The following is a 21,071-nucleotide window of genomic DNA, read 5'->3' as shown; positions in this document are numbered from 1 at the left end:
AGCACCTGTAAAAAGGTGCTCTTTATTCTTAACTTTTCGATTACTCTCAGGAATGAAGTATCTTTTAATCGTCTTTACTCCATAGTTTTCGATGAGCATTTTTTTGTCGCATCGGTAAATTTCATCAAATTCTATGATAAAGTCAAGTTGCGATTACATTTATCCTCTCTTTTTTACGAACGCCTGAGGGCTGCTTTGGTAAAGCGCCAAGCAGGTATTTCTGCATTCAGTTCCAGGGATTCAATGATGAAGCGTGTCCCTTCGCTATTCTGATTCAACACATCCCGATACAGGATCTCTTTTGGATACCAGAGGCCATCGACCTGAAACACATGAAGTACATCCGTTTCCTTTAGAAGGGTTCCACCTTTGGCAAAACGTTCTTCACGCAATACAATCATCCGTTCCTGATCTACCCAGAGTTTTCGTGAGTGATAAGCAATATCTTCTGTTTTTGCTGTTAACTCCAAAACCCAACACGGCCTTTTCCGTAAGGTATCTGCAGACAGGGTTTTGGCTGTATACAGGTTGCTCAGTATAGGATCTTCCATCATATCTTCATAGGAAAGGTCCGATCCCATCACCGATTGCCTTAACATGTGGCCTGCAATCTGAATAATCCGGTCGGTAGAAGGAGAATAAATCCACATCCTGTCTCCTTCTTTCAACATCTTTGTCCCCTGTTCCCGGGCCGACGAAAGATATTCTGTAAAAGCCTGATCCATTCCACGAATCCATGTCCTGGCTTTTATTTCACGTTCACTGCGCCGGTTTCGGACAATCATGCGGGATGTCATGATCCGGTTTTCAGCCGTGATATTTTCATCTACCTTTTTCAGTATTTCCATCCCTTCAGGCAGTGGCGCCGCCTGCAAGGCTGACATAAAAAGAATACCGATGATAATAACGATGTAATATTTTTTCATACTTCAAGCTCCTTGAAAAGTTGAGCTGTTTTCCGTTTATAAATCCCCCTGCCACTGACAATCGCTCCCAGAGCAGTTGCCAAAACGCCGGGAATAAATCCGATATAAAAGGTGGATCCGGAAATCCGTGCCCGGATAACATTGGACATATAGAGGGAATTGCTATCCAACATCCCCGTGACATCCACACCATAATTTTGCAGATACCAGGCAAATCCCAGTCCAATAAGTGTACCTGTCACACTGCCACCTAATCCAATAAATACTGCTTCAGCGATGGATGTAAGATATATATGGTGAGCCGACTCGCCAATGGCCAGGCGAAGACCCATTTCACCATAGCGACGGATGCCGTTCATCAGACCGGCGTTCCAGAGGACGATAAACATAACCAGTACAAAAATAAAAATGAAAATCCCCATGGCGTTTTCATAAAGCAGAAGAATATCATTTAGAAAATTCTGATCCCGAAGTGTCAGCATATAGGGTGAAAATTCATCCTTTGGATTGTGATATGTCTTATTGAAGTATTCTTTCATGGATGCGGTCAGGTTTTTATCATATTCATCCGGATCTTTGAAGTATCCCAGGATTGCGCCGGCAGCATCTTCCATATTTAACGCATACCGGATTCCCTCCAATGGCGCAATCATCATGTTCCTGTCCAGCGCTACAATACCAAATCGGATCTTACCCGAAACGGTAAAATTATGGATTACCATGCTGCCATACATGGATGAACTGATGAGTGTGACTTCATCACCGACTTCCACCTGTAGATTTTCCATTAATCCTGGAGAAAGGAGAATTTCATCAGAAGCCTGGGGCAAATGTCCCTGAACCAGGATTTTGTTCAAATCCAGACGTTCAATTTCTTTGGAGCCTTCGGATAAATCCACTGCCAGTCCTGAACCCCGGACCTGCCGGATTGTAACATTTTCTTCTCCGCCAACATCCAGTAAACCGCCAAATCGGATTCTGGGAGCCCACTCCATATTGGTAAACTCCTTTTCCAGATCATTAATGAGGTCTTTCGTACCCAAGAGTGCCAAATCATTCGGAGCTGAACTGAGCTGCTCCTTGTAAGCCCGGGTAACCACTTTCACATGACCGGTCTCAAGACGGGCGTTGTTATCGATAATATCGACCAGAGCCCCGTCAACCCAGCTGTCTCCCAAAGTCACCAGGGCAACACCGATTGTCACCGTAATCAATGGGAAGAGACTTCGGGAACGGTCTCTCAGGAGTCCTTTTATGAGAAATCGTATCATTTTGCACCTCTCACCTTATATATCCTGCGCCCTGCAATGGCATCCGTTGGCCGGAGGCTGGCAATTTTCCGGGCCGGGATCCAGCTGATCACCATAACCAAAAACAGGACAAGGATAAAAGTTGTGACAATCATTTCGGGTGTATAAATCGGATAAATAATGGGTGAAACCGCCAGGTTGAAGCTATCCATAACAGGTCCGAAATTGATGCCGTTCCGCCAGGTATACAGGCAGATGGGAATACCCAGAATCACAGCCAGGGCTGCTCCCAAAAGCCCAAACATGGTTCCTTCAAGGGTAAACAGGCGGGATACTTCCTTTTGTGTCATTCCCAGGGCGACCAGGGTTCCAATCTCTTTCCGCCGTTTGAAAATAGCCAAAACCTGTGTGTCAAAAATGGAAAGCATGGCCATGAGCAGGAGGATAAGATACAGAAACATGCCACCGGAAGATTTTGTTTCCATCAGATTGACAATGGAGTGAACCAATTCATCCTGAGAATAGAACTTCCAGTCTTGAGGATCCTGAAGTTGAAAACCGGGGCGGGCAATCATATAGGTGGCTTCATCTGTCATGCCCGTCATTTCCTGAAGTCTTTTAAGGGGAATCCACAGTTGTCCGGCATCGATTGTTGGAACAATCGTGGTCATAATATGAACAATCCGGACAGTTGCCGCATCAAAAGTCCCCTGACGGTCCCGCCACTGAATAATAAATTCATCCCCTAACGCCACCTGCATCATGTCAGCCATTCGCTTTCCGATTAAAGCGGGAATAACACCATCCGTCTGGGGCTTCAGCTCATGGGCAGGAAAATCCAGCAAAACCTGATCCGGACGGATTCCTTTTAAAAGTGCGGATTGCATTCTACCGTTTGGATAAACTGACGCATTGATTATAAGGACCGGCTCAAGATCGTGTCGGTCCACTGCTTTCTGTTGTGGCTGATATGATTGGTGTGCTTCCATCAGATCTACCAGGTCATGGGGATCATAAGCAGGGTGGCGGTAATGTCCACCGGCGACATCTTCCCGGATCATATCCGTTGTTGCCTGGACCGTAACGCCTTCATACAGTCCCTGCATCCAGACAATCAGGACAAAGATGATGCTCATAACCAGAATATTGAGGAAAGATCTGAGTCCTGCACCCCGGATATTTCGATATGCCAGTTTGAAAAGAAGCATGATATCCTCCTGTCAGGCCTTTGCCTGTTCATCCCCGGCGACCCGTCCGTCCTCAAGGGATATGGTCCGTTTCAGATACTTCATCACTTTATCATCGTGAGTGGAAAAGATGAAGGTTGTTCCTAATTCCTGGTTCATTTTTACCATGATTTCAAGAATCATATAGGAATTTTTGGCATCCAGATTAGCCGTGGGTTCATCGGCAAGTATCAGTTCGGGCTTTTTCACAATAGCCCTGGCTATGGCTACACGCTGACTTTCTCCGCCTGATAACTGAGAGGGTCTGGAATCTTTTTTATCCGTAAGATTCACCCAGCTTAATGCATCCATCACCATCTTTTCCCGTTTGTCGGAAGAATAGTCCAGCAACAATAAGGGAAATTCCACATTTTCATACACCGTATAAACCGGCAGAAGATTGTAAGTCTGAAAAATAAATCCAATGTGATGATTTCGCAGACGGGCTGCATCTTTTGAAGACAAAGCATTCACTGAACGACCCAGGATACTTGCTTTTCCTTCTGTGGGATTATCCAGGGTCCCGATAATATTCAGCAAGGTGGTTTTACCAGACCCGCTGGGACCTACGACACCCGAAAACTCACCGGACCGGAAGGTTAAATTGATATCCTTCAGGGCTTTAAAACCCCCGGTACCTGTAGGATACACCTTGGTCAGATGATCAATGGTTATGAGTTCGGATTCTTTCATGTGTATTCTCCCTTTTTAGGTTGAGACATTGAAACGCTGAGACGTTCAGACGTTGAAGAGTTCATTTAGAGATCGTCCAACTAAGCATTCCTTTTATTTGTGTGTCATAGGGGATATTTAAGCCGGGGACAGAGACATTGTTATTCTGAGTAAACGTTTGTAAAAATTGAACATAGTAGGTGAAATTCCCGGAGGTATACTGCCAGGAAATCACGCCGGAAGCCAGGTCTTCATCTGGAATCCATACTCCCATGGCAGAAAGGGAACTAAAAAAAGAAAGAGGATAATCCAGCATCATTCCCCACATATTTGTAGATAGGATAACATTAAATTCCTCATTAAAAGTATGATTAAACCCATACTCGCCCAGGACATGGAGTCCGTATCCAAGAGGTAAGGTGTAATCAATGCCGATCACATTTGAATAAACCCATGGAATCGCAGGATTAACAGGTGAATGGGTTATCACCGACTCAAACCACACGCCGGTTACAATGTCCCAATATCCGTCAAATCCAACACGCCATTCCCGGGAATTATCATTGATGAACTGATTTGTGGAATCGAATACAGCCGGTACATAATCCGGGCTGGCATCGGGGATGCGGCTATGAAGCGAAAAGCCCCATTCTCCCGGTGTAACAGGAAATTGAATACGACCCCCATATTCCACCGTTTCGTCTTTGGTCGGATACCATTCCTGCCCTTTTAAATCACTGTTCCCATACAGCACCCAACCCCACACATTCGTATTGGCCGGAAAAAAATACCGTCCCCGGAGCCCCCATACACCATTTGTTAATCCCAAAAGATCTGCCGGGTTCAATTCATCAAACCACATGAGGGGTCTAAAGAGTCTGGCGGGACCAAAGGTAATTTTCTGGAGACCAGCCCGGATGTCCCAGGTATTGCCTGCTACCCTGAGCCACGTTCGGTAAATGTCGCCGTCGGACTGATGCTTATCATAGCTATCCCAGGTACCAGAGAACCGGCTGCTGAGAAAAAAATCCATGTTGACGCGTGCCGGCCATGAAAACTGTAATTCAGGAATCCAGAGAATTCCACCATTTGCTTCCAGATTATCCTGCTGTTTCCAGAGTGAACCCATTCCCACGACTTCCGAACGAAATCCGGCTTCAGCATATAGAGAAACAACACACGCAAGAAACAAGCATACCGCTTTATAGATCCGGTTCATGTTTTGGACTCCCGATCCGCCAGGCCATAAAAGAGAAAATCCAGATACTCCCGAATATAATCCTCGTAGGATGTAAAATACTGCTCAAGATTCTCAGAAAAAAAACTATTGGATAAAATCTGAAAGATGTGCATTAAAAAACCAATGTTTAAATTTTCTCTGAACACCCCGTCTTTCTGGCCATCCCTGATAAAATCTTCGAATAAAGAGAGGGATTCAGAAGATTTTTCCTGTATAAAGTGCATCAAAGCAGGATCAAAATCTTTCATATCCAGCAGCATGGGAGGTGTGAACTGATCCAGCATCTGAATTTTCCATTCCAAAAGATCGGCAATCCTTTCCCGGTGGGGTTTTGAACTCTTAAGAATTGTTTTACCCTCATCTATAGCACCTTCATACAAATGTTTTATAATCTGCAGGACTAAATCCTCTTTATTCCGGAAATGTTTGTAAAAAGTCATCTTGCTGACATCGGCGGTCCGGCAGATTTCTTCGACAGTAACACTCTTGAACCCTCTTTTCTGAAAGAGTGCAAGAGCGGTATCCATAAGTTTTTTCTGTTTGGGTGTCATGTCCTCCGGGGGTTTACGTTTTTAACAATATCGTAAAGTTTACGATTTAATGCAAGAAATTCTTTTTTCGTAAACCCACTCTTTTAAAAAAGCGCCTGACAACTTTTTGTCAATCAGCCTGTCTACTTGGACGGATGGTGAAAAAAACAACAAATAAAAAGGGACATGAGATGAAAACATTAGCAGTACTGATAGCAGGAATGATTCTGATCGGGTGTGCAGCCTCCACCTCACAGGTCTTTGATCCATGCTGGGAAAAAGAGGAAATTTCACAATATGTGAATGGTTGTATTCATACTCAGGATTATCATGGATTTGTTCAGGATTTTGGTGAACCCGATACGATTGAACGGGATAACGACGAATTTGTCGCTGTCTGGATTAAGAACAACGGAGAATCCAAATATATGCTCCGTTTCATTTTCGATGAAGAAACGCTTCGGTCCAACACCTGGTCGTATGTCAAAATGTAATCCCATAAAAACCTCGCGTACCCCCTCAAAGGCGGAGAGTTCTCCGCCTTCTTTTTTTATTTTATAATATATTAAATATACTATTAGCTTGTTTTGTTTATTTTTTATTAATATTTTAGACCATGACGCCTGGTAATGCACAAATCCTCATCCATGTAATTTTACCAATATTAAGCGGTAAATGCCTTCAGGCAAGGGAATGGGATTTGAAACGAATCATAAGGGAACACCTTGAGACACATGGTCAACAACATGTATATACTTCTGTTCAAAGCGATCACATCCATCTTTTGTTTTTCATGAATCCACATGTATCTTTATCCCTTTTTTTCAAAGTTTTTTTCAGGGATACGTCACGAGAGTACAACCGTCAGGAAAAACCGGATCATCTTATCTGGAATCCAGAATACTTTGCCGTCAGTTGTAATTTGGATGAACTGGAAAATTTGGTCAGAATGCTGGAAACCCAGACGCAATACCATGAATTTCAAAGCTATGATGATGAACTGAAACACTTGTTGGAACGTATGCTGGAGACATCTGTCGTTGCGGAAAATCTGGAAACAACATAAAAAAGGGCGTTTGACACGCCCTTTTTATCTATGTTAACCACTCTGTGGATTCCCGTCAGCTGATTTGAATCTTTTTGGGTTTTGCAACTTCACTCTTGGGAATCTTCACCACAAGAATACCGTTATCCCATTTGGCTTCGATCTTTTCAGAATCGATCTGTGCCGGGAGTCTGAAGCTCCGGGAGAAATGACCGGACATAATCTCAGAAATCAGGCAATTGGAATCCTTCGTTTGGACCCGTTCTTTCTTTTCACCGGAAATGGTCAGGACATCATTCTCCACTGAGATATCAATGTCCTTTTTGTTCATGCCCGGCAGTTCAGCATGAATGATATAATCATTCTTTGTTTCTTCCAGGTCTACGCTGGGACTCCAGTTCACATTGGACATGGTGTTGAAACTATCCAGAAAGGATTCAAAGAAATCATCCACCAGGTTGCGGCGTGCTTTTAACATCGGATATCGTCTTGTCAATGTCATGGCTACCTCCTTTTATTTTCTTTTTTTCATTTTTTCTTTTTCACTATATATAGGTGCACAGGCTGTGCCAAAGCGTAACATCTGCCACATTGGCAACAATTTTGCCATAAATGCAAATAGTGTGTCATATTGGCATGTGTCGCTTATACAAATCCTGTGACAATCTGTTTAATGAAAGACAGAATACTTGAAAAAGAATCCATATAACCTCATATTCACAATATTCACACGTCAAAAGAAAGGTGACAACGTTTTAACCCGTCAAGCTGTCAACAGATCAGAGAGTAAAATGAACGAAACAGAGATCATACGCAGAGCCCAGGATGGAGATATGGCAGCCTTTGAACAACTTGTTCAGACATACGAAAAGCGGGTCCTGATCGCCGCGGCACAAATCTGCCGCAATCAACAGGATGCAGAGGACGTGACACAGGACGTTTTTCTCTCTGTCTACCGGAATATCAGGACATTTCGTTTTGAAGCCAGTTTCTATTCATGGATTTATCGTATCACGATGAACACGGCCTTCAATCACACCCGTCAAAGGAAGTATCATGAATTTTTAACCAACGACGAAGATGAGGACCGGTATATTGACGTTTCAGAGGAAGATTCCACTGATTTCAGTGAACAAACAGATTTTCAAGCTGTCCTCGAGGGGGCTTTAAAGAAGCTTCCGGAAAAACAGCGGACCGTTTTCATAATGCGCTATTTACAGCACCTGAAAATCAAAGAAATCTCCACCATTTTGGGTGTGGGAGAAGGAACGGTAAAAAAATATTTATTCCGTGCCCAGGAAAAACTGAGGAATCTTTTGAAACCTTTTAAAAATCAATTATTAGAGGATTAGCCATGAAGTGCAGGCAATGTGAGGATATTCTTCTGAATTATGATTATGAAGAAATCCCCGAAAAAATAAAAAAAGAAATTGAATCCCATGTAAGCCGGTGTATCCGGTGTGCGGAAATCTGGGAGAATCAGCAAATCTTGTCAAAAGCCATCAAATCTCTGCCGGAAGTTCCCATCGATGAAGACCGTATTCCCACATTACATGCCAACATTATGAACAGTATCCACCGGGAAATGTTCAGGGAATCAACCCAACACAACCGTTTTCATCTTCCGTCTGGAACATTCCGCTATGTTGGCGTTGCTGCTGCAACCTTGGTTTTTGGGATTGTTCTTGGAAATTTCATCGGAGGACCGGGTGGTGCCGGATCTGTTGAGACACCTTTGGCATCCGCCAATTTCGATGAGTTGCTGAAGAATCAGTCCCTTGCAGATATCCGCATTGAACAGGTTGATCACACAACCGGAGAACTTGTCATCAGTGCAGCCAGGAAGGACAATCTGACATTGACCGGCAACATCAGTGATCCAGATATACAAAAAGTATTGGCATACGCACTGGTGAGTGATCAGAATCCCGGAACCCGTCTGCGGTCCGTGAAGCTTATGGAAGGAGTCACCTCCAGTGATGCCGTCCAGCAGGCACTGATTTCATCTGTCCTTAATGATGAGAATCAGGGCGTTCGCCAGCGGGCATTAAGAGCCCTGGCACAATATCCCATCAACGATGACTTACGAAACACCTACTTAAATGTCATTTCCAATGATCCGAGTCCGGCCCTTCGCATTGAGGCGATCCAAATTCTCATGCAGGATGAAGATCCCGGAACACGAACGGCAGTACTCAACGCCTCGGAAGAGGAAAAAAATGAAAACATTCAGGACATTGTAAAACGCTATTATCAGGAGCCCGGGCAATCCCTGGAGAAATAATATCATGAAAAAATTACTTCAATTCACCCTTTTGCTTTTCACAGCATCCATTCTGTTGGCACAGAATCCTGGAGTTGTTTGCAGCGGGGACAAATATGTGTTCACCTGGAGTGAAAAAGCCGAGGTCTCGGACCTCCCGTCCCAGCTGACGATGAACCATCTGAACGGAGATGTTCTGATACGGGGATATCATGAGGAATCCATTCATTACGTTGAAAAAATGCAAATCGACGCCAATTCACAAAAAGAGGCCGATGCCTTGTGGAAAGAGTATCACCTGAAACTTGAAAACGATGAGAATGGCTATATTGTCAACAAAGAAAATAAGAAAAAATGGTCCTTTGGAACGCGGAATATCAAAGTCGAATATATCGTGGATGTCCCCATGATGACCAGTATCGCCGTGAACACCCTGGGCGGAGATATTTATATATCAGACATTCAGGGTGCCGTTGAATTGGTTTCAGCCGGGGGAGATGTGCGTGTCGAAAACACCCGTGGCCGGATTTATGCAAAAACATACGGCGGGGATACTTATGTCTATGAACTGGAGGGGAAAATTGATATCAAATCAGCAGGCGGTGATATCGAAATGAGAGTCCTGACCGGCGACATCTCTGTAGAAACAGCCGGAGGCGATATTCTCATGCGGGATATGAACGGCAATCTGGATATCATGACCATGGGAGGAGATATTGAACTCTCCGGCATGACAGGACTTAAAGCCCGTCTGACCACTATGGGGGGGGATATTGAAGTGGAAGAATGTGAATCAGAACTCTATATAGAAACCAAAGGTGGTGAAATCAGCCTTCGTGATATCTCAGGGCCTTCAAAGGGCAAAACCTACGGCGGAAATATTGAAGCCAAAAACCTGAACGGAAGTACCGATCTGAAAACCCTTGGGGGAGATATCGACATCTTCAGGGTTCTGGGTGCTGTAGATGCTGAAACAGATAACGGTTCAATCCGAATCATAAAATTGTACTCATCAAAATTCGATGATCACCATATTTATGCCACTTCTAAAAACGGATCCATTACCCTGGAACTACCGGAATCTGTCGATGCCCTCTTCAATCTCACCACCCGGGGGTATGACAATAAAATCAAATCTGACTTTACACTGGAAACAACCCGTTCTGATCCCACCCGTAAAACCGCATCAGGAAAATCGGGTAAAGGAACTTATCCTGTGGAAATCTTTGTAGAAAACGGAAGCATTACTATTCATAAACTCAATCAAGAAACGAGATGAGGAATCCAATGCACTCTTTAAAAATATTATGTGTTCTGACGGTTCTGTTCTCTGCTTTGACTGCCGGTACGGTCATCAATGAAGAGAATATGTTTGTGGAGCAGGTATATAAAGACTATGAACTGGCACCTGAAGACACCATTCAGCCCAAAACCCATGTTAAGGTTTTTGTCGGGAATGCCAGAGTTTCCGGGGTAGTACAGGGACTACTTACTGTTTATGCCGGTGATATTTATGTGGACAGTCTGGCCGTCATTCAGGGAGCAGTCCGGAGTCTGGGCGGTGAAGTCCACTATCCGAAAAATTATTCCGGAAATGGCAAAATCGTTTCATCCAATCTAAAAGGACGCTCCGTCCGGGATTTTTTCTGGAAACCTCAGGAAAATATCCTCGAAAACATTGAACTGAAACATGAAAAAAGGGTGTATTCCATTTTTATGCCTATTGACCCCCTGCCAGTCTATGAACCCTTTGTAACCGTCAATACACAACAGGGTTTCTATCTGATGTATGGAGATATTATCCATTCCATGGGCAATTTGGAAAGAACAACCCTGCTTTACAAACTTGGCTACGGCTTCAGCAGCAAAGAAGCAGAGGGCGCTGTACAGTTAAGAATCAATTTTTTTGAAAAAAATCCCCTCCACCTTTATGGGTTGGCTTACCATGAAGCCCAATCACAGGATTGGCGAAATCTTCCTGAACTTGATAACGGATTGGCTTATCTGCTTTTAAAGCAGGATTACCACACCCGATATCTGGCAGAAGGATACCGTTTTGGAGGTGTTCTGAGACTTTTCAACCATCTCAGGCTGAAGGGGGAGTATGTCTATCAGAACGAAGACACACTGGCGGTTCATCATCACAATACGATTTCTATGAATTCTGTCATAAGCCGCGTAGATCCAGGAAGAAATACCGGGTACCGTTTTTCAGCTACCCTTGCCTTGGGAAATGACGGGATGTCTCTGCCTGGAGCGCTTCAGCTGGATCTTCTTTACGAAACTTACGCTTCATCCATGGGGGGGGGCTGGGATTTCGACAGACTTTATCTCTCCAGCCAGTATATCGGAACCATCGGCCGTGCAATCCAGTACCGGAACCGGATTGCCGTGGCCTCACTAAGGGATGATCAAGAGGGGAATCAAACCCATCCCAAACATTATGAATATACTCTTGGAGGTATTGGGACACTCCGGGGAATCTCTTACAAATCCTTCCAGGGACAGCGGATGTTCCTGATGAACCATGAACTTGGAGTAGGATTTGATGATGATTTGTGGTTTTTTGGTTTTATCGATGTCGGGATGACGGATGACATCCTTTCCGGAGGATCTCTCAAAGACCAGCTGACGGATTTCGACAGAGACCAATGGGTCAGCACCATCGGACTGGGTATAGAAACCGGTTCAACCCGGGAATTTGGTGTCCGGTTTGATATCGCCAAGGATATGAGTACAAGCAAGGCACCCTGGATCAGCTATTTCAGACTTTCCAGAACTTTTTAATTAAAACACTTTCTACAAATTCAAGCGGGGGATCACTTAAAGATTCCCCGTTTTTATGATTCCTGTGAAAGATACAGGGAATGATTTAAATAATCGGGATCCTCTCCATAAATAAACACCACACTTCCCCGTTTAATTTTACGAATAATCGGTTTTACTACATCCAGGGGAAAGGCAGGACATCCCCAGCTTCTGCCAAGCCGGCCTTCTTTTTCAATAAACTCCGGACTCACATAATCGGCCCCATGAATCACGATATACCGTGTCCGGGCACTGTCGTTAAACCCCTTTTCCAGCCCGTCCAGCCGCAAAGACCGTCCATTTTTCCCACGGTAGGTTTCCCCAGTCAAATAAAATCCCAGAGAGCTCTTCCGGCTCCCTTCCGTATTTGAAAAGTGCTCTGCCATATTTTCACCCGTGTTCACTCCGTGAGAAACCCAGGTGTTAAACAGGATCTCACCGGCTTCCATATCAATCACTGTCGCACGCTTTTCCGTTGACGGCTGGGAAAAATCAATAATCGTCAGTAAGTCTTTATCCCTGGGAATATGGTCATACCCATGAACTGCTTTGATAAAGATCTCAGGTGATACCGGTACCGGTTGGTTCAGAGAATGATATAAGGCTAAAATGTCTGCCTTTCTTTCAGCACTCAGCGGGGGAACAGGCGTTGTTCGAATCGCCGTATCCGGTACCTGGTAGCGAAAAACAGCACATCCACCCAATAAAATAACTACTAAGACTAATTTTAAAATCTTGAACCGCTTCATGGCTTTTCCTTTTCTTTTTTAGTCGTCATGACACCACATCGAAATCCGGTTTCAAAAATAGTAAAGCATCTTCCTCTTTCCAAAAATTTTCCGCATTCCCCTTTTTTTACTGTCAAGACGCAGGCAAATCCCCTTAAAAAGCTTTCATCACATTCTGATTTTCGTTTAGATTTCATAGACTGATCACATGAAGGATATGGAGTGAATATGAAACAGCTTATGCTTTGTATTTTAATGATTCCTGCCCTTGTATGGGCTCAATTTCCCCGACTGAACAATCCGGCTATGGGGGAATCCTTTCTCCAATATCGGGGTATCAACCCTGCTGTTTCGGGTCTTTCCAAAGGATCCGAACTGCATCTCTTTTTTCAGCAGGCTACAGGGGATGATTACTACGGAGGTGCCGGATTGTCTTTGGGAAGATTCTCTATCATCGGACAATATGACAGCTCCTTCACCTGGAATTACGGACTTGGGGTTCCCCTGTTCAGGCATATGTGGATTGGCGCTGAATATTCCACTGCAGATAAAAGCCTTTCCGCCGGTATGTTGCTTCGTCCCTTTCCCTACCTCTCCCTGGGTGCCGTTCTACACAATCTGGCTGAACCGAATCATCTTACAGCTGGCCTGGCAATACGTCCATTTAATAACCGGTTGACCTTTGGATATTCCTACCTGACAAACGTGGATGAACATTTCCGGTTCCGGAATCATCACGCCATATATACCGCCGATATGGAGGTCAAGGACGGATTACACGTAGGACTCTCTTATGATGATCATCTCAAAACAGCCCAGGTCTCCATGGGTGTCACGTTCTCCCATCAGTCGCTGGCTTTTTGGAAAGATAAAGAACGGACCACATTATCTGCCGCTTTTCACTCACGATACCTGCGAAAGGTCAACACCGCCAAACCTGTTGTCCATATACGCTTAGAGGGAACCTATGTTCGGGAAATGGTTCCCGGAATGGCAAATACTACAGATATGAACGATCTTCTGGCTGCACTTCGGGCCTTTCAAAATGATGTTTCTGTTGAATGCCTTTTCCTGGATATCCGGTCTTTTACTATGGGGCTTTCGGAGCTGATGGAATTTCAGCATGCCCTGGCCGATTTGCGGGATGCAGGAAAACGGATCTATGTATACAGTACCAATGGTAATCTGGCGACCTGGTATCTGTCTGCTGCAGCAGAAAAACGGATGGCATATCCCCTGGGGGAATACCGGATTCAGGGATTATCGTCAAGCAGTCTGTATGTGCGAGAGATGCTCGATTCTCTGGGTATTAACGTTGAAATTAAGCGTATCGGGAAATATAAATCCGGACCGGAGCCGTTACTCATGACCGGCATGTCTGAACACGGCAAAGAAGCTTTGAAAGAATATCTTTCCGACATCATGGATGAAATCATCACAGGCATTGCCTGGGGGAATGGGCAGAGTTATGAAACTGTGGATTCTTTGATCCGGAGGGGACCTTATCTGATCCAGGAAGCCCGGGATTTGGATCTTATTCAAGAACTCGCGTACCCGGATGAAATCAAAGAGCTCATTGCAGGTTATGAGGATGTAAAAAAGATTGAATACAAAAGCCTATGGACTTACAGCCCGACCCGTGGCTGGCCCTATGACTGGAAACCTGACGGAACATCCTCACCAATAGCTGTTATTTATGCCAGCGGCACCATTCTGGAAGGGCGTAGCCGTTATTCACCCTTTTCAGGAGAGCTCACCATGGGGGATCAAACCATTTGCGACCGCCTGAAAACCGCACGGAAAGATCCAAGGGTAAAAGCTATTGTCTTCAGGGTGGATTCTCCCGGTGGCAGTATTCTGGCCAGTGATAAAATCCACCGGGAAATTTCCCGCATCATAAATCCTTCCAATAAAAAGAAAACCAAGCCCTTTATTGTTTCCATGGGTACTCTGGCAGCATCGGGCGGTTATTATATTTCGGCCCCAGCCGATAAAATTTTTGCAGAAACCAATACCCTTACAGGGTCTATCGGGATTTACGGCGGCTCTTTGACATTTGAGAAATTTCTTCGGGAAAAGCTCCGTATCCATCCTGATTCACTTCTATTCTATCCCAACAGTCAATTTGGAAATCCGCTGTTTTCCATGACCGAAGCAGAGCGGACCTGGCAATTCAAAACTCTGCAAAGCGGGTATGACCGTTTTGTAAACTTTGTGTCAGACGGAAGAAATATGAGCTATGCTCAGGTGGACAGCATTGGACAAGGCAGAATCTGGACAGGACAGGATGCCTTATCTCTGGGATTGGTTGATACACTGGGGACATTGACAGACGCCATCCGCTATGCGGCAACCCTTGCCCGCGTAAATCCTAGATATGCCCACACAAACCCTTATCCGGGTAAGGGATACGCCATGAAAAGCATATCCCTGGGGGATAAAATGCTGGGGAAAACCCTGGAAAAATACCCAACACTGCAAAAAGCCGGTGCAGGTGTGGAACAGGAACTGCTCTGGAAAGAGAACGACATGATGATTATATTACCCTGGGGGATTCCAAGGGTTAAATTCTGAAGAGGAGGTGATACAATGGCAACAGTTGGCGTCATTTTATCCGGTTGCGGCATATTCGACGGATCAGAAATCCATGAATCGGTTCTGACCCTTCTGGCCCTGGACAAGGCCGGAGCCTCTGTCCATATTTTTGCTCCATCAGGCCCACAAAAGCATGTAGTAGACCATGTCAGGAACAAAGTGGTCAAAGGAGAAGAGAGAGATATCCTGGAAGAATCAGCCCGAATCGCCAGAGGTAAAATTCAGGATATCAGCCGGGCTGATCTGAACAGTCTGGACGCTCTGATTTTCCCCGGAGGATCAGGCATTGTGAAAAATCTGAGTAATTTTTCCGATCAAGGCCCCCAATGCACCCTGGTGCCAAAAGTAGAGCGTCTGATCATTGATGCCCTGGAACAAAAAAAGGTACTGGGATTCATGTGCCTGGCTCCTCTTTTGGCGGCAAAAGCCGGCGTGAGGGCCGGCCGTAAACCGTTGGTCACCCTGGGCAATGATCCGGATATGGCAAGAGCTGTGGAAGCCATGGGTGCTGAACATAAAAATTGTCCGGCGGTTGATGTTGTCATTGATACACAAAATCAGATCGTGACCACACCCGCTTATATGCTTGCCCGCTCTATCTCTGAAGCAGAAACAGGCATTACAAAACTGGTCCGGACCGTTTTATCCATGATCTGAATCACGGGCTATTTACAAGAACCGATTTGAAGCCTTCTTTTTTCGTTCCATCGACATAGCGAACTTTCGCCGTGATGACATATAGACCTAAAGGTACCGGGGAACCGTTTTTGAAGTTACCATCCCAAAACACCTGAGCCAGTGGAGAAGAAAAGGCATTTATTTCATAGGAAGACACCGGATTCCCCGTAAGGGTGAAAATGTGAATTTCTGCATAAGAAAGTCCCCTTTCTCCACAAACCGTAATCATCATGGGTTCACCTGCGCCTTGTTTAAGTATCCGGGGGTCCGCGGATAGAAAAGTGATATTTTCCTGTGGACGCAAAGCAATACTGTTTTCCATGCCGGCTGAATGTCCCCTTAGAGCCCGACTCCTGTGCCAGCTTTTTCCACTCATAAACGGGTGTCCGGTTTGAGGATTTTCCAGACTGACACCAGTGGTAAAATCCGGGTGGTTTTCCAGGTTGACCGAATCCATAAGATTTGAATCTGGATCAAAAAGCCTGAGTACAAATCCTGAGTTTGACAACACCGGAAAATTTTCAGCAGGCAGAGAAGGTAAATTCTGAAGCCGTTTTTCATGGGTAATCGTTGTATAGGGCTGTGTCATCACGCCTTTCAGTTCTGCGACTCTTTGATCCACCTGTATCTGCCAATGGTCGAGAATAAGCGGAATATCTTTGGAATATAGTTCAATCCACTCTGCCGGTTCCTGAGAGGATGGACAATTCATCACTTCACTGAAAGTCACGGGAGATCGAATATATGGAGTATACACTGCCACTGTATCGGCCAATAGACTCTCTCCGTTCAGTGTCCACAACCAGGTTCCGGGAAATTCAAAACAAACACTTACCAAAATCCTGAGTGTATCACCGGATTCACAATCCTCTGTAAACTTAAAAGAGTGAATCGCTTTTCTGTCACCTGAAGGGTTTACGGCCAAAAGCTCCGTGGAAGGGGGGAGGCCGGACAGGCGACCCTGGTTGCTAACATTCACCTTAAATGTCAGGGTATCTGTCCGGCGGTTTATGAGAAAAAGTTCACCTTTCCATGCCCGGTCCGGCAATGAATCCAGGGCAATCACACCGGGCGAAAATCCAGGACTCCAGTTATCCACACGATCGGCCGGACGGAAAAGGAAACGCCGATCCAGGCCAAAGCCACTTTGAAGATTCCAGGATGATGTGTACATCAAGCTGTCCAGCACTCGACCATCAAAATCTTTCCATACAATCGCATCTCCACCATTATTCAGGGAACGCCATTCCGGAGGGATCCAGACAAAAAATGGGGGTGACTGCATATCCTGCCGGAGATCAGGACATTCAGCAGCCACCCTCAGCCCGAGTTTTGGAAGCACGTAATCTGTTTTTGTCAGATAGGCTGTCCCCGTGAGATCACTGATCGTCGTACCTGCCAGATTAACAGGCCGCCTGGATTCATTGTAAAACTCAATATACTCACAGGAGATACCATCTGCCGGCAGAGGACAAAATTCAGTGATGTACAGGGAATCTGCCGGTAAAGGAACCTGTATTTTTTCTGCTCCTGTATTTTCCAAGGTTCCATAACGGCAATGCCATAGGATGTTTGAATATCCATAAAGGGGAGAAATCCATGAACAGAAACACTTCATGGAATCACCAGCTGCTATTTCACCATTCCCATAGGACCAGATTTCCTGCTCTGTGATGGAATCCTTAAATGATAGTTCCCACTCGCCCGATGATACATTCCCCTGGTTCAAAATGGATATGTAAGCTGTAACTGTATATCCTTCACAGAAAATCTCCTTGAAAGAAACATCCAGGAAGGGACCATCAGGCCGGCAAACACTGTTCCGGTATCCCGGAGTTCCTCCTGCCACGAGACTAACCCGCCAGAGCCCATCATCATCCCGTTCCATGGAATATCCTTCCGGTAAATCTGTAACAGATATACAAGAATCGACGATATGTCCTTCGGCATTTAGAAGCCGGTATACTTTCTCTGTACTGTTACTCAGGCCATAACTCCCAAACCGGCTGTCTTCAATTGTAAACAGTTTTGTTGAATCGGGTATCACCTCATCATATTCTCCGGCATAATCAGGATCCAGAATCAATCCATACTCACCAGGCAACAGGAGGGAATCCCCCGGCATCAGAAGCATATCCACATCTCCCGGATCCCCAAAAGACCAGCTTTTCAGACTCACAGACTGATCCCCGGTATTCAGAATTTCCACATATTCCCCACTGTTTTCGGAAAAGACAGGATCAATCATCATTTCCTGAATCCTCACAGTCTGTGACAGACCTCCGATGGTTGTTCCAAGACAGATTGTCACGGCTTTGATGAGCATTTTCACAAACAAGTATACAGCAATCCATGAATAAATGCAAGTTTATATTATATTTATTAATTATTAACATTATTATAAACGGCTGCACATATATTTAAACCGGAGAATATCTTAAAGAGATGAAGGAGGGGGAAATCAAGCAGACCCGGGGTTGTCCTCCTGTGTGACGGATTTTCCCACGGGTCTGCATTTCTATTTAAGAGTTTTATGGTTATGAATAAATCGAGGTCAGTTCAACGCCGGGATAGTAGTGTTTCAGAATTTCCTCTGCAGAGTATCCGGCAAGGGCCATTCCCAGGGCTCCGATCTGGCACATACCGGCTCCATGTCCCCATCCGGCGCCGTGAAGAATAAATTCTCCGGGGATATCCTTGCGGATTTTCTTCTTTTCCACCACAATGGCGGAACTATATAGAAACTTTTTATGGAGAATGCGACGGGCTTCATAATCCGATTTGATTTTAAGTTCCTCATCTTCCCCCCGCTGATTCACCACTTTGTTTCCCATGAGAATCATCCTTCCGGATCCACCGCGCTGAATGGGGTAAATATCTTTTACCGCCTTGATATGCAATCCCAGTTTATCATTCATATTTTCCGTCAGTTCTTTATTGGTTATCGTCACAGTCCAACGGAAATAACGGGATTCCTCATCCACGCTGCCCAGATATTTTTTTAAATCCCCGGGAGGAATATAGGCTTCGCTGCAAAACGCTTCAGGATTTCCCAGAATCCATTCCCGGGCATTTTCTTCAACTGTCAAATCCGGGGCATTTTCCGTTTCTGGCATATCCTTTAGATTTTTCATATAGGGAAGTGGGTCGCCAAACCAGAGGTTTTCAAAGCGTTCCATCACCCCGCCGCAGGCTTTGGAATAGCGGGCATCCACCATTTTTCCATCGTAAAGGAGCACTTTTCCCCGTGTTTTATTTGCCCCTTCCTGTGAATGGTCCGTCAGGTTATTCAACCCCTGATAGCGCTGGCAGCAATCATCATTACAAACATCGATCCCCAGGCTGATGTGCTTTTGCTCCACATTGGCCAGCATCCAGCTCCGGGCGACAATGGTCTGTGCTTCTATCAGGGCTGTGGGACATTCAGAACCCATTTCCGACGTCGCTACACACATCAGGTATGTTTCCAGGTTTAGTTCGTTGACCACTAATAGGGTATCCTTATGCCGTGTGATTTCCACTTTATCTGGGAGATGTACCATAATATATTTCTTCCAGTGGAAACTCCGGCCGGTAATCACCGGATGAACACCCAGACCATGTTCTCCGCGAACTTGTTTAAAGACAATTTTTTCCGCCTTGACAAAGGGAGAATCCTTAATCTGAATCCCTTTTTCGGCCACCCGGAGCACAAGCTGTGCACCCGGTTGAGGATCCGCCAGGGCACCGTCCACTTCCATGATAAAACTGTTGTCCGAAGGGAATTCTATTTGAATCTCCTGCTGGTCATCTTCAGGTAACACAATTCCCACACGCAGCCGGGGCTCTTTTTGAGGGATTACTCCGGGTTCTAACATAGTACACCTTCCATTTCGTGTAAAAAATTATCCTTCCCTTGATAACCATGCATCCACTGCCGCTCCCATGGCCGGGGCTTCACGGAGTTTGGAAAGGACAATGCGGTTTTCGTTAAATGTATTCCCTTTAAGGTAATGCTGTTTGAATTCCTTTGTCAAGTTTTCATTTTCTGAAATGAGTTCACCCAGGTGTCTGATCATAGGTTCCCACATCTGATTCTTTCCCCGGGATGCTTCCAGATAATCTCCCAGTCTCTGACCGATAATGATATGATCCAAAAGCGTCCCCAGGTATGGATGCCGTGAAATGAGCTGAGCCCGGGCAGGATTTACAAATTCAAACTGATTGGTGGATCCGGCATAAAGGGTGGATATCCTTTCGAAAAGAAGTTCCGCCAGGTAATGGCTGATATCTTTCATGGTTTTAACAGCCCCTTCCTCTCCCTGAATCGCTTTTTCCATAATCTGGGGTGCATAGATCTCCTGTTGATTCAATTCGGTCACGGGAATACCGGAGTATTCACTATAAATGCTTTGTATACCGGCAGCAGAACAATACCGCTCCAGGGACTTTCCACTTTCAGCCTTCATCTCCCATGCCTTGGCCATCCAGGGTTTGATGTTATCAAAGGGAACCAGCTGGCCTTTAAGTTTCAACGCATCCGCCACACCGGTACCGCCACCCAGATAATAACTGTTTTCCACTCCCCTGAACTGCCCCTGGGAAGAATATTCTTCTCCCAGTCCACAATAATCCGCATCCGATCCAAGATGATGAATGGGCGACGCCAACGAAACATCATTCAGCATGATCCGGTTCTCAATGATGGATGCATATTCAGGCATGCGGGGACCGTTTGCCAGGGCGCTGATACCCCGCCTGTCCTTGGTTTTCAATCCGGGCATACCAATACCGATGAGGGCCTTTTTTCCGGAATTTGCTTTGACAAGCTCAATGATCACATCCGCCGTTGCATACATATAAGCTATTCCCTGACGCTTTTCCTCATCTGTCAGATGAATACCCTCCTCCATCTCCTTAAGCTGAATTTTGATATCCACCGGTTTGAATTCCGGATTATAATAATCGTATTCACTGTATTTTTTCTGAACATTCAGATCGCCCAGCTCGAATGTGCCGTCCTCTTTCCGTTCAGCCGTCCAACCGCTGACTTTTGTGGCACCTCCATCAATTCCTATAATCAACAAATCCTGTGTCATAACACACTCCCCTTTTCAAACGTTGGAAAAAC

20 protein-coding genes are annotated in these 21,071 nt (G+C 45.2%); 8 read left to right on the top strand and 12 right to left on the bottom strand.

Translation table 11 applies throughout. From position 1 onward, the window contains the following. Window positions 1-173 precede the first annotated feature (173 nt). From strainIA91_RS00410 to strainIA91_RS00385, 6 genes are all read right to left on the bottom strand, one after another. On the bottom strand, window positions 174-926 hold the full coding sequence (locus strainIA91_RS00410; RefSeq protein WP_400167114.1) for an outer membrane lipoprotein-sorting protein: 753 nt from the start codon (window positions 924-926) through the stop codon (window positions 174-176). Further along, entirely contained in the window at window positions 923-2,197 is a 1,275-nt protein-coding gene (locus tag strainIA91_RS00405) for an ABC transporter permease (protein ID WP_400167113.1), read from the bottom strand. Before strainIA91_RS00405 ends, strainIA91_RS00410 begins: the two co-directional genes overlap by 4 nt. Beyond that, window positions 2,194-3,384, bottom strand: a complete 1,191-nt coding sequence (locus tag strainIA91_RS00400) for an ABC transporter permease (RefSeq protein ID WP_400167112.1) — start codon at window positions 3,382-3,384, stop codon at window positions 2,194-2,196. Before strainIA91_RS00400 ends, strainIA91_RS00405 begins: the two co-directional genes overlap by 4 nt. Window positions 3,385-3,396: 12 nt before the next feature. After that, complete coding sequence (locus tag strainIA91_RS00395) at window positions 3,397-4,095, bottom strand: ABC transporter ATP-binding protein (protein WP_400167111.1); 699 nt, start codon at window positions 4,093-4,095, stop codon at window positions 3,397-3,399. 61 nt (window positions 4,096-4,156) lie between these two features. Further along, on the bottom strand, window positions 4,157-5,293 hold the full coding sequence (locus tag strainIA91_RS00390) for a hypothetical protein (RefSeq protein WP_400167110.1): 1,137 nt from the start codon (window positions 5,291-5,293) through the stop codon (window positions 4,157-4,159). Beyond that, the gene (locus strainIA91_RS00385; protein ID WP_400167109.1) at window positions 5,290-5,865 is read right to left on the bottom strand and encodes a TetR/AcrR family transcriptional regulator; all 576 of its coding nucleotides are present in this window, start codon (window positions 5,863-5,865) and stop codon (window positions 5,290-5,292) included. The genes strainIA91_RS00390 and strainIA91_RS00385 overlap by 4 nt, the downstream gene beginning before the upstream one ends. Window positions 5,866-6,035: 170 nt before the next feature. Between strainIA91_RS00385 and strainIA91_RS00380 the strand changes: the two genes are divergently transcribed. Both strainIA91_RS00380 and strainIA91_RS00375 read left to right on the top strand, forming a co-directional pair. Beyond that, the gene (locus strainIA91_RS00380; RefSeq protein ID WP_400167108.1) at window positions 6,036-6,338 is read left to right on the top strand and encodes a hypothetical protein; all 303 of its coding nucleotides are present in this window, start codon (window positions 6,036-6,038) and stop codon (window positions 6,336-6,338) included. Between the two features lie 122 nt (window positions 6,339-6,460). Continuing rightward, complete coding sequence (locus strainIA91_RS00375) at window positions 6,461-6,910, top strand: transposase (protein ID WP_400167107.1); 450 nt, start codon at window positions 6,461-6,463, stop codon at window positions 6,908-6,910. Window positions 6,911-6,965: 55 nt separating this feature from the next. On the opposite strand, the gene strainIA91_RS00370 is transcribed toward strainIA91_RS00375, so the two are convergent. Continuing rightward, window positions 6,966-7,391, bottom strand: a complete 426-nt coding sequence (locus strainIA91_RS00370) for an Hsp20/alpha crystallin family protein (protein WP_400167106.1) — start codon at window positions 7,389-7,391, stop codon at window positions 6,966-6,968. A 289-nt stretch (window positions 7,392-7,680) separates the two neighbouring features. Here strainIA91_RS00370 and strainIA91_RS00365 point away from each other — a divergent pair, with 289 nt between their 5' ends. From strainIA91_RS00365 to strainIA91_RS00350, 4 genes are read left to right on the top strand one after another with little or no spacing between them, the layout of a single operon-like run. Continuing rightward, on the top strand, window positions 7,681-8,241 hold the full coding sequence (locus tag strainIA91_RS00365) for an RNA polymerase sigma factor (protein WP_400167105.1): 561 nt from the start codon (window positions 7,681-7,683) through the stop codon (window positions 8,239-8,241). Window positions 8,242-8,243: 2 nt separating this feature from the next. Continuing rightward, window positions 8,244-9,173: a HEAT repeat domain-containing protein gene (locus tag strainIA91_RS00360; protein WP_400167104.1), complete on the top strand. Its 930-nt coding sequence runs from the start codon at window positions 8,244-8,246 to the stop codon at window positions 9,171-9,173. A 4-nt stretch (window positions 9,174-9,177) separates the two neighbouring features. Further along, entirely contained in the window at window positions 9,178-10,431 is a 1,254-nt protein-coding gene (locus tag strainIA91_RS00355) for a DUF4097 family beta strand repeat-containing protein (protein WP_400167103.1), read from the top strand. Between the two features lie 8 nt (window positions 10,432-10,439). Beyond that, window positions 10,440-11,939: a hypothetical protein gene (locus strainIA91_RS00350; protein WP_400167102.1), complete on the top strand. Its 1,500-nt coding sequence runs from the start codon at window positions 10,440-10,442 to the stop codon at window positions 11,937-11,939. A 53-nt stretch (window positions 11,940-11,992) separates the two neighbouring features. Here the strand turns inward: strainIA91_RS00350 and strainIA91_RS00345 are convergent, their stop codons facing one another. Then, window positions 11,993-12,709, bottom strand: coding sequence for a murein L,D-transpeptidase catalytic domain family protein (locus strainIA91_RS00345; RefSeq protein WP_400167101.1), 717 nt, complete (start codon window positions 12,707-12,709; stop codon window positions 11,993-11,995). Then, the gene (locus strainIA91_RS00340) at window positions 12,706-12,885 is read right to left on the bottom strand and encodes a hypothetical protein (protein WP_400167100.1); all 180 of its coding nucleotides are present in this window, start codon (window positions 12,883-12,885) and stop codon (window positions 12,706-12,708) included. Before strainIA91_RS00340 ends, strainIA91_RS00345 begins: the two co-directional genes overlap by 4 nt. Before the next feature lie 31 nt (window positions 12,886-12,916). Here strainIA91_RS00340 and sppA point away from each other — a divergent pair, with 31 nt between their 5' ends. Further along, entirely contained in the window at window positions 12,917-15,262 is a 2,346-nt protein-coding gene (sppA, locus tag strainIA91_RS00335; RefSeq protein ID WP_400167099.1) for a signal peptide peptidase SppA, read from the top strand. 15 nt (window positions 15,263-15,277) lie between these two features. Then, a complete protein-coding gene (gene elbB / locus strainIA91_RS00330) occupies window positions 15,278-15,940 on the top strand; it encodes an isoprenoid biosynthesis glyoxalase ElbB (RefSeq protein ID WP_400167098.1) in 663 nt (220 codons plus the stop codon). A 1-nt stretch (window position 15,941) separates the two neighbouring features. On the opposite strand, the gene strainIA91_RS00325 is transcribed toward elbB, so the two are convergent. The 3 genes from strainIA91_RS00325 to strainIA91_RS00315 form a co-directional block, all read right to left on the bottom strand. After that, a complete protein-coding gene (locus strainIA91_RS00325; RefSeq protein ID WP_400167097.1) occupies window positions 15,942-18,293 on the bottom strand; it encodes a hypothetical protein in 2,352 nt (783 codons plus the stop codon). A gap of 205 nt (window positions 18,294-18,498) precedes the next feature. Further along, a complete protein-coding gene (locus strainIA91_RS00320; protein WP_400167096.1) occupies window positions 18,499-19,818 on the bottom strand; it encodes a SpoIID/LytB domain-containing protein in 1,320 nt (439 codons plus the stop codon). Between the two features lie 27 nt (window positions 19,819-19,845). Then, window positions 19,846-21,039: a hypothetical protein gene (locus tag strainIA91_RS00315; RefSeq protein ID WP_400167095.1), complete on the bottom strand. Its 1,194-nt coding sequence runs from the start codon at window positions 21,037-21,039 to the stop codon at window positions 19,846-19,848. Between the last annotated feature and the right edge of the window lie 32 nt (window positions 21,040-21,071).

The sequence above is a fragment of the Candidatus Neomarinimicrobiota bacterium genome (genome assembly GCA_041154365.1).
Classification (GTDB): Bacteria; Fidelibacterota; Fidelibacteria; order Fidelibacterales; family Fidelibacteraceae; genus Fidelibacter; species Fidelibacter multiformis.
Note: the sequence above shows the minus strand (reverse complement) of the source record. Positions and strands in the feature narration are given on the sequence as shown.

Bases quoted from the DNA above. Each gene is read 5' to 3' on its own strand.
- strainIA91_RS00410 (WP_400167114.1), bottom strand. From the start codon at position 926: ATGAAAAAATATTACATCGTTATTATCATCGGTATTCTTTTTATGTCA.
- strainIA91_RS00405 (WP_400167113.1), bottom strand. From the start codon at position 2,197: ATGATACGATTTCTCATAAAAGGACTCCTGAGAGACCGTTCCCGAAGT.
- strainIA91_RS00400 (WP_400167112.1), bottom strand. From the start codon at position 3,384: ATGCTTCTTTTCAAACTGGCATATCGAAATATCCGGGGTGCAGGACTC.
- strainIA91_RS00395 (WP_400167111.1), bottom strand. From the start codon at position 4,095: ATGAAAGAATCCGAACTCATAACCATTGATCATCTGACCAAGGTGTAT.
- strainIA91_RS00390 (WP_400167110.1), bottom strand. From the start codon at position 5,293: ATGAACCGGATCTATAAAGCGGTATGCTTGTTTCTTGCGTGTGTTGTT.
- strainIA91_RS00385 (WP_400167109.1), bottom strand. From the start codon at position 5,865: ATGACACCCAAACAGAAAAAACTTATGGATACCGCTCTTGCACTCTTT.
- strainIA91_RS00380 (WP_400167108.1), top strand. From the start codon at position 6,036: ATGAAAACATTAGCAGTACTGATAGCAGGAATGATTCTGATCGGGTGT.
- strainIA91_RS00375 (WP_400167107.1), top strand. From the start codon at position 6,461: ATGACGCCTGGTAATGCACAAATCCTCATCCATGTAATTTTACCAATA.
- strainIA91_RS00370 (WP_400167106.1), bottom strand. From the start codon at position 7,391: ATGACATTGACAAGACGATATCCGATGTTAAAAGCACGCCGCAACCTG.
- strainIA91_RS00365 (WP_400167105.1), top strand. From the start codon at position 7,681: ATGAACGAAACAGAGATCATACGCAGAGCCCAGGATGGAGATATGGCA.
- strainIA91_RS00360 (WP_400167104.1), top strand. From the start codon at position 8,244: ATGAAGTGCAGGCAATGTGAGGATATTCTTCTGAATTATGATTATGAA.
- strainIA91_RS00355 (WP_400167103.1), top strand. From the start codon at position 9,178: ATGAAAAAATTACTTCAATTCACCCTTTTGCTTTTCACAGCATCCATT.
- strainIA91_RS00350 (WP_400167102.1), top strand. From the start codon at position 10,440: ATGCACTCTTTAAAAATATTATGTGTTCTGACGGTTCTGTTCTCTGCT.
- strainIA91_RS00345 (WP_400167101.1), bottom strand. From the start codon at position 12,709: ATGAAGCGGTTCAAGATTTTAAAATTAGTCTTAGTAGTTATTTTATTG.
- strainIA91_RS00340 (WP_400167100.1), bottom strand. From the start codon at position 12,885: ATGAAATCTAAACGAAAATCAGAATGTGATGAAAGCTTTTTAAGGGGA.
- sppA (WP_400167099.1), top strand. From the start codon at position 12,917: ATGAAACAGCTTATGCTTTGTATTTTAATGATTCCTGCCCTTGTATGG.
- elbB (WP_400167098.1), top strand. From the start codon at position 15,278: ATGGCAACAGTTGGCGTCATTTTATCCGGTTGCGGCATATTCGACGGA.
- strainIA91_RS00320 (WP_400167096.1), bottom strand. From the start codon at position 19,818: ATGTTAGAACCCGGAGTAATCCCTCAAAAAGAGCCCCGGCTGCGTGTG.
- strainIA91_RS00315 (WP_400167095.1), bottom strand. From the start codon at position 21,039: ATGACACAGGATTTGTTGATTATAGGAATTGATGGAGGTGCCACAAAA.